The sequence below is a fragment of the Ulvibacter sp. 2210JD10-4 genome, assembly GCF_058148525.1.
This window is the reverse complement of sequence record NZ_JBYVJZ010000002.1, coordinates 524,137-531,412: the sequence shown is the minus strand read 5'-3', so window position 1 is coordinate 531,412 and position 7,276 is coordinate 524,137. Positions and strand designations below refer to the sequence as shown.

The window sequence follows — 7,276 nt, the reverse complement described above, 5'->3', positions numbered from 1 at the left end:
ATGGAATTAGAATTTTATCAAATCAAAAATGTGGCATAGGTCTTAGAAAATTTGTCCGACTTTTTGTTGCAAGTCCAATAAAAAAAGGTACACCTATAGGTACACCTTTTTGGTGTAAAAAACTTGTCAAACTTGACTTTTGGAAAATGAATTAAGTAGATACAAAAAAAGCCTCTCCAATTTGGAAAAGCTTCTCATTGGTCTAATTTCTTAAACCACTTCGTTCGCCTTAGCTTTAGCGGTGGCGAACAATCCACCTTTGTTAAAACTTCGGTGGATTCAACACAACTTCATTAAATTCACCTTCGTTAAAACTTCGGTGAATGATAGCGGTCTGGACGAGACTCGAACTCGCGACCCCCTGCGTGACAGGCAGGTATTCTAACCAACTGAACTACCAGACCGTTGCTGTTATTTTATAGACTTTAAAGCTTGTCTTAACTTTTAAATCCGGTATTCTAACCCCGTCCGAACGAATAACTCCGTTTATCCGGGCGGGCAACTGAACTACCAGACCGTTGCTTAAGCATATTGCTTGTTAGCGAGGGCAAATATACACCTCCTATTTATTTTGGCAAACAAAAAATGAAAAAAATAAGAGAAATTAAATATTATAAAAAACAAGTAGAATACCTACATCTTCAATCTTCTCGCTTCAAGCATCCGTCTCAATCTAACCAAACTTTTGGCGCTCTACCAAATAAGTAGTCAATATTTTATTAAACTGCTCATTAATATCAGTTGGCACATACTTAATACGGTATTGGCCGCATTTTAATTTCAAGTCATTAAAATACTGCTGTACCGCTTTTTCATAAGACTCTTTTATATTATCTGCATACAGATTTACATGCTCTCCGGTCTCAACATCTACAAAACGTTTGGGCCTGTTGTTAAAATCAAAGGTGATCTCTTTTTCTTTATCGTAGGTGTGAAATAACACCACCTCATGTTTATTATACTTCAAATGCTGTAATGCCTGAAATAACTTTTCTTCCTCTGCATCACTCTGAAACATATCCGTAAACAAAAATACCAATGAACGGCGTTTTAATTTTTCAGCGATCAAATGTAGGTGAGTATATGTTTTGGTCTTTATTTGCTCTCTTGATCGTGATATTGCATTATTAAGATGTGATAATAACATCTGATGGTGTCTTTCGCTCCCTTTTTCCGAAGCATAAAATTCATAAGTATCACTGTAGATACTTAAACCCACCGCATCCCGTTGCCGTTTTAAGAGATTCATAATAGCAGCACTCGCCAATACCGAGAATCCTATCTTGTTCAAAGAATTAATGCTCAGCTGCTTCAGCTTTGGATAATGCATGGAGCTGCTGTTATCAATGATCAAATGGCACCGCAGATTGGTCTCTTCTTCATATCGTTTGGTGTAGAGCTTATCGGTTTTAGCATAGAGCTTCCAATCAATATGCTTGGTACTCTCACCATTATTGTAGATCTTATGTTCTGCAAATTCCGCAGAGAAACCATGAAACGGACTCTTATGTAACCCCGAAATAAAGCCCTCTACTACCTGAGTAGCAAGTAATTCCAGATTTTTAAACCCGGTAATTTCGTTTATTTCCTTTTCAATGTTCACAATTTCAATTTATTCAAATACCCAACTTCTTACTACTAACTTCCTGCTCCTGCCATCAAGCTTCCAACCTCCAGCTTCAATCCCCTAACTTCCAGCTACCTGCTTCAAACCCCTAGCTCATCACCTCATCCACAATTCCATACGCCACAGACTCTTCATCTCCCATCCAATGGTCACGGTTAAAGTCTTTCATTACTTTCTCAAATTTCTGGCCACAATTCTCTGCCAGAATTCTTGCACTTATTTCTTTGGTTTTTAATATCTCTTGGGCTGTAATCTCAATATCACTCGCTTGTCCGCGAGCACCTCCACTAGGCTGATGTATCATAACACGCGCATGTGGTTGTATAAATCTTCGCCCTTTTTCTCCGGCCGAAAGCAGGATGCTTCCCATAGAAGCAGCTAATCCTGTGCAAATAGTAGATACAGGGCTCTTAATACTTTTAATGGTATCATACATAGAGAAACCACTGGTAACATATCCTCCGGGACTATTGATATATAATTGTATTTCATCATTATTCAACGAATCCAGATATAACAAACGATCCACAACATGTTTAGCTGTTTTATCATCAACCATACCCCACAAGAAGACCTTTCGTTCTTTAAGCAATTGATTGTCTATTTGATCCTGAACCTTATTTAGTTTTTCCATAGAATCTCTCTGTTTTTAATCTTTCTGAAAAATAAAAAAGGCTTAGCATACTGCCAAGCCTTTTCCAAGTTAATTTTTCTTTCAATTTATAAAAGTGAATCAATTGCTTCCGCATATACATTTTTAGGAGCAACGCCTACTTGACGTCCTACCAATTCTCCATTGTTAAATACCAAAACCGTTGGGATGTTTCGCACTCCATACTTCGCAGCAAACTCCTGATTTGCATCTACATCTACCTTCCCTACAACGGCTTTGCCATCATATTCTTCACTAATCTGGTCAATAATAGGCCCAACCATTCTACATGGCCCACACCAGGCTGCCCAAAAATCTACCACTACCGGTTTGTCACTTTTTAATACTGTTTCTTCAAAAGTTGCATCTGTTATTTCTAAAGCCATTTTTATTAAATTTTAAATGTTATGCAAAAATAGTCAAAAATTCTGCCAATCCTTACACCCAAAACATTAGTTTCGGTGATAAGTATATTAGTTTTAATTATAATACGGGCTCCGCCTATGGCGGACCGGGCTTTCCGTGCTACATGGTAGCTTACTACAATCCCTGCCCGAAGGTCAATTCAGTTTATATTGTACCTGCTCCCGTTCCAGTTCATCTAACAATTCCTGTGAAATATTAACCTTCTGTTTACGGCTGGGCATATTCAGTTTTACTTTCTCTTCCATTTCATAGATCACAAACTGAAGCTGCTTATCCCCTTTATGCATCTTAAATAGATCCTTCAATTTTTTAATGCGGTCTTCAGCTAATTCCTCGATCGGCATTTGAATGGTCAACTTTCGAGCCTGACTATCCATTACATCATGCAATAATTGCATACTGTTGTATTGCAATCTGGGATCTCCTTTTTTTCCGGTATCTCGATTCACCCAGCCCTCTTTCACAAAAACACGCGCATATAAAAAGGAATTTGGAACCAGGAAATGACGGAACTTTAAATACTCTTCTCCAAAGATTTTAAACTCAAAACTATCGTCGTAATCTTCTACCGTAAAAATCGCCCAGCCTTTTCCGGCTTTAGATTCCCGGTGTTGTACATCACTCACAATGCCTCCAAAACACAATTCTCTATTCACAAATTTTTCCAATTCATTGAAATCTGAGACCTTACAATTGGTGAAGCTTTTCATTTCGGTCCTGAAGTCATCCAACGGATGCCCGGAAATATAAATCCCCACGACTTCTTTTTCCAACTTCAGTTTTTTCATAGTACCCCATTCTTCACAAGGTGGAACTTCCGGCTCCGGAATTTGCACTTCACTGGCATCTCCAAACAAACTTACTTGTGATGAGTTTTGCGTTTCCTGATATTTGGCAGCATAGCGTAGCACCTTTTCAATAAACATCACTCCATCTCCATCATCATGTAAATACTGAGCGCGGTGCGTATCGAAACTATCAAATCCTCCTGCAAGTGCCAGATTCTCAAAGGCTTTTTTATTGGCAGAACGAAGGTCAATTCGCTTAGCAAGGTCAAAAACCGATTTATATTTTCCTTCTTTCCGCTCTTCAACTATGGTAGCTACAGCATTTCCTCCAACACCTTTAATGGCGCCCATCCCAAAACGTACGGCACCACGGTCATTCACAGTGAATTTATAGAAAGATTCATTTACATCCGGGCCTAATACCTCCAGTCCCATCCGCTTACATTCTTCCATAAAGAAAGTTACCTGCTTGATATCATTCATGTTATTAGAAAGCACCGCAGCCATATATTCGGCAGGGTAATGTGCTTTTAAATAAGCTGTCTGGTAAGCGATCCATGCATAACAGGTAGAGTGAGATTTATTAAATGCATAACTGGCAAAAGCTTCCCAGTCTTTCCATATTTTCTCCAGTTTTTCAGGGTCATGGCCTTTTGCAGCAGCTTGTTCGACAAACTGTGGTTTCATTTTATCGAGAACTGCTTTTTGCTTTTTCCCCATTGCTTTCCGAAGTACATCTGCTTCACCTTTGGTAAAATCTGCCAGTTTTTGTGACAGTAACATCACTTGCTCCTGGTAGACAGTGATCCCATAGGTTTCTTTAAGATATTCCTCCATTGCAGGAAGGTCATAGCTAATTTCTTCTTCGCCATGTTTTCTTCTAATAAAACTTGGAATATATTCCATGGGGCCCGGTCGGTACAAAGCATTCATGGCTATAAGGTCTGCAAAAACAGTTGGCTTTAGATCCTTCATATGTTTTTGCATTCCTCCGGATTCATATTGAAAGATTCCTACCGTTTCTCCCCTTTGGAACAACTCATACGTTTTTTCATCATCCAGTGGAAATGCATCCGGATCGAGGTCAATGTTGTGTTTATGTTTTACAAGCTTTACAGTATCTTTTATTAGGGTAAGTGTTTTTAACCCGAGAAAATCCATTTTCAATAAGCCGGCACTTTCCACTACCGAGTTATCAAACTGAGTTACATACAGATCTGAATCTTTTGCTGTAGCAATTGGAACAAAATTGGTAATATCGTCCGGAGTGATAATAACTCCACATGCATGAATTCCGGTATTTCGTACTGATCCTTCCAAGACTTTTGCCTGATTGATCGTCTGTGCCTCCAGATCTTCCCCTTCAGAAAGATTTAAAAGCTCATTCACTTTAGGTAATTCATCACTTCTAAACCTGCTGCGCAATTCCTGATCACTCAACCCGAATATTTTATTCAGTTTGGTCATATTAGGAATTAACTTCGCGATCCTGTCAGCTTCATTTAACGGCAGATCCAACACACGGGCGGTATCCCGAATGGAGGACTTTGCTGCCATCGTTCCGTAGGTAATAATTTGTGCTACCTGATTGCTTCCGTACTTATCGATCACGTAATCCATCACACGGCTACGCCCTTCATCATCAAAATCAATGTCAATATCCGGCATACTTATACGGTCCGGATTCAGGAAACGCTCAAAAAGCAGGTCATATTCAATAGGATCAATATTCGTGATTCCCAAACAATACGCAACAGCACTTCCTGCTGCCGATCCCCGGCCGGGGCCTACCGACACATCCATTTTTCTAGCCTCTGCAATAAAATCCTGTACAATCAAAAAGTATCCCGGATACCCGGTATTGGCAATTACTTCCAGTTCAAAATCGAGTCGTTGGCTAACAGCATCTGTAAGGTCCGGATAGCGTTTTTTCGCCCCTTCATAGGTAAGATGTCTTAGATAAGCATTTTCCCCTCTTTTTCCTCCATCTGCATCTTCGGCATTTAAAAATTCTTCAGGTATTGCAAAATTAGGTAACAACACGTCTCTTACCAGTGTGAAAGATTCTACTTTATCTATGATCTCACGAATGGTATAAATTGCTTCAGGAAGATCCTTGAACAAAGTCTTCATTTCTTCCTGTGACTTAAAATAATATTCCTGATTTGGCAGTCCGTAACGGTACCCACGGCCGCGGCCAATAGGTGTTGCCTGCTTTTCTCCATCCTTAACACAAAGCAGAATATCATGTGCGTTAGCATTCTCTTTCTCAATATAGTAAGTGTTGTTACACGCCACTAATTTTATATCATGCTCTTTGGCAAAATTTACCAAAACGGTATTTATACGATTCTCATCTTCCTGATTATGACGCATGATCTCCAGATAGAAATCGCCTCCAAACTCTTGCTTCCACCATAACAAGGCTTCTTCTGCCTGTTTCTCCCCAATATTTAAGATTTTACTCGAAATTTCACCATATATACTTCCTGAAAGTACAATGATATCTTCTTTATACTTTTTTATCACCTCCTTGTCAATACGGGGAACGTAATAAAACCCATCGGTATAAGCAACAGAGGACATTTTTGCGAGATTGTGATAACCGTTTTTATTTTTAGCGAGCAACACGATCTGGTAACCATTGTCTTTATGTGATTTGTTAAGATGGTCTTCGCAAACAAAGAATTCGCAACCTACAATTCCTTTTAAGCTTTTATGTTTATCCTCTTCAGGTAAGGAACTGTTGTAATTATTTACGGCTCTTACAAAATGAAAAGCACCCATCATATTTCCGCTATCGGTAATAGCGACGGCAGGCATTTCGCCTTTAACAGCAGCATTCACCAGATCCTGTGTACTCGAAGTAGATTGAAGGATAGAAAACTGCGAATGATTATGCAAATGCGCAAAAGGAGTTTCTTCAAGTGATGCAATATTTTCCTTTATTTCATCTGAAGAAATTTCAACCGTTTCAATTTCGGCTGCTAAGGTTGCGCGTATCTTTTCTGAGGCTTCTCTTAAATTGATATGCTTCAGGCCAATCAATTCGATCTGCTTTGGATTTTCTTCTGAAAAGCTCTCAAAATAATCCGGTTGTACGTCCAATTCTGAAACAGTAAATATTTGACGCCTTACCAATTCCAGAAAACATCGTGTAGTAGCCTCTACATCGGCAGTTGCGTTGTGAGCTTCAGCAAACGGTTCTTTGAATAGAAACTCATGTAATTCGGTTAATGTTGGCAGCTTAAATTTCCCTCCACGGCCTCCGGGAATCTGACAGAGCTGTGCGGTAGTTTCGGTACATGTATCTAATACAGGTAAGTTAGGCAACGGATTTTCCAACCCTAACCGAAGGTATTCGGCCCCCATGATATTCAGGTCAAATCCTACATTCTGACCAACAATAAACTTTGTTTTGGATAGCGCTTCGGTAAATTTTTCAATAACCTCAGCTAAAGCAATACCTTCTTTTTCTGCCAATTCTGTAGAGATACCATGAATTTTTTCAGCATCAAAAGGAATATTATATCCCTCCGGCTGCACCAAATAATCCTGATGCTCTACCAAGTTTCCCATCTCATCATGTAATTGCCAGGCAATTTGTATACAACGAGGCCAGTTATCACTATCGGTTAAAGGGGCATTCCAATTTCGGGGTAGCCCGGTGGTTTCAGTATCAAAAATTAAAAACATGAAAGGAGTTTATGAGGTATTTACCTTAGGTAGTAAAAGTAAAAAAATGGCATTAGAATGGGAAGTAAAGTTGTGAACAGTTTGCCT

The 7,276-nt window shown here is 39.2% G+C and carries 4 protein-coding genes and 1 tRNA gene; all 5 read right to left on the bottom strand.

Translation table 11 applies throughout. The features are described from left to right. Window positions 1-330: 330 nt before the first annotated feature. Window positions 331-404: transfer RNA gene (locus tag ACY2RT_RS08070), tRNA-Asp, on the bottom strand. 269 nt (window positions 405-673) lie between these two features. Continuing rightward, window positions 674-1,603, bottom strand: a complete 930-nt coding sequence (locus ACY2RT_RS08065; RefSeq protein WP_490155395.1) for a DUF58 domain-containing protein — start codon at window positions 1,601-1,603, stop codon at window positions 674-676. 112 nt (window positions 1,604-1,715) lie between these two features. Then, window positions 1,716-2,261 (bottom strand): ClpP family protease, encoded by a 546-nt coding sequence (locus ACY2RT_RS08060; RefSeq protein ID WP_490155394.1) that lies wholly within the window; start codon window positions 2,259-2,261, stop codon window positions 1,716-1,718. A gap of 86 nt (window positions 2,262-2,347) precedes the next feature. Continuing rightward, window positions 2,348-2,665, bottom strand: coding sequence for a thioredoxin (gene trxA / locus ACY2RT_RS08055; RefSeq protein WP_490155393.1), 318 nt, complete (start codon window positions 2,663-2,665; stop codon window positions 2,348-2,350). A 174-nt stretch (window positions 2,666-2,839) separates the two neighbouring features. Next, window positions 2,840-7,189: a DNA polymerase III subunit alpha gene (dnaE, locus tag ACY2RT_RS08050; RefSeq protein WP_490155392.1), complete on the bottom strand. Its 4,350-nt coding sequence runs from the start codon at window positions 7,187-7,189 to the stop codon at window positions 2,840-2,842. Between the last annotated feature and the right edge of the window lie 87 nt (window positions 7,190-7,276).

Bases quoted from the DNA above. Each gene is read 5' to 3' on its own strand.
- ACY2RT_RS08060 (WP_490155394.1), bottom strand. From the start codon at position 2,261: ATGGAAAAACTAAATAAGGTTCAGGATCAAATAGACAATCAATTGCTT.
- trxA (WP_490155393.1), bottom strand. From the start codon at position 2,665: ATGGCTTTAGAAATAACAGATGCAACTTTTGAAGAAACAGTATTAAAA.
- dnaE (WP_490155392.1), bottom strand. From the start codon at position 7,189: ATGTTTTTAATTTTTGATACTGAAACCACCGGGCTACCCCGAAATTGG.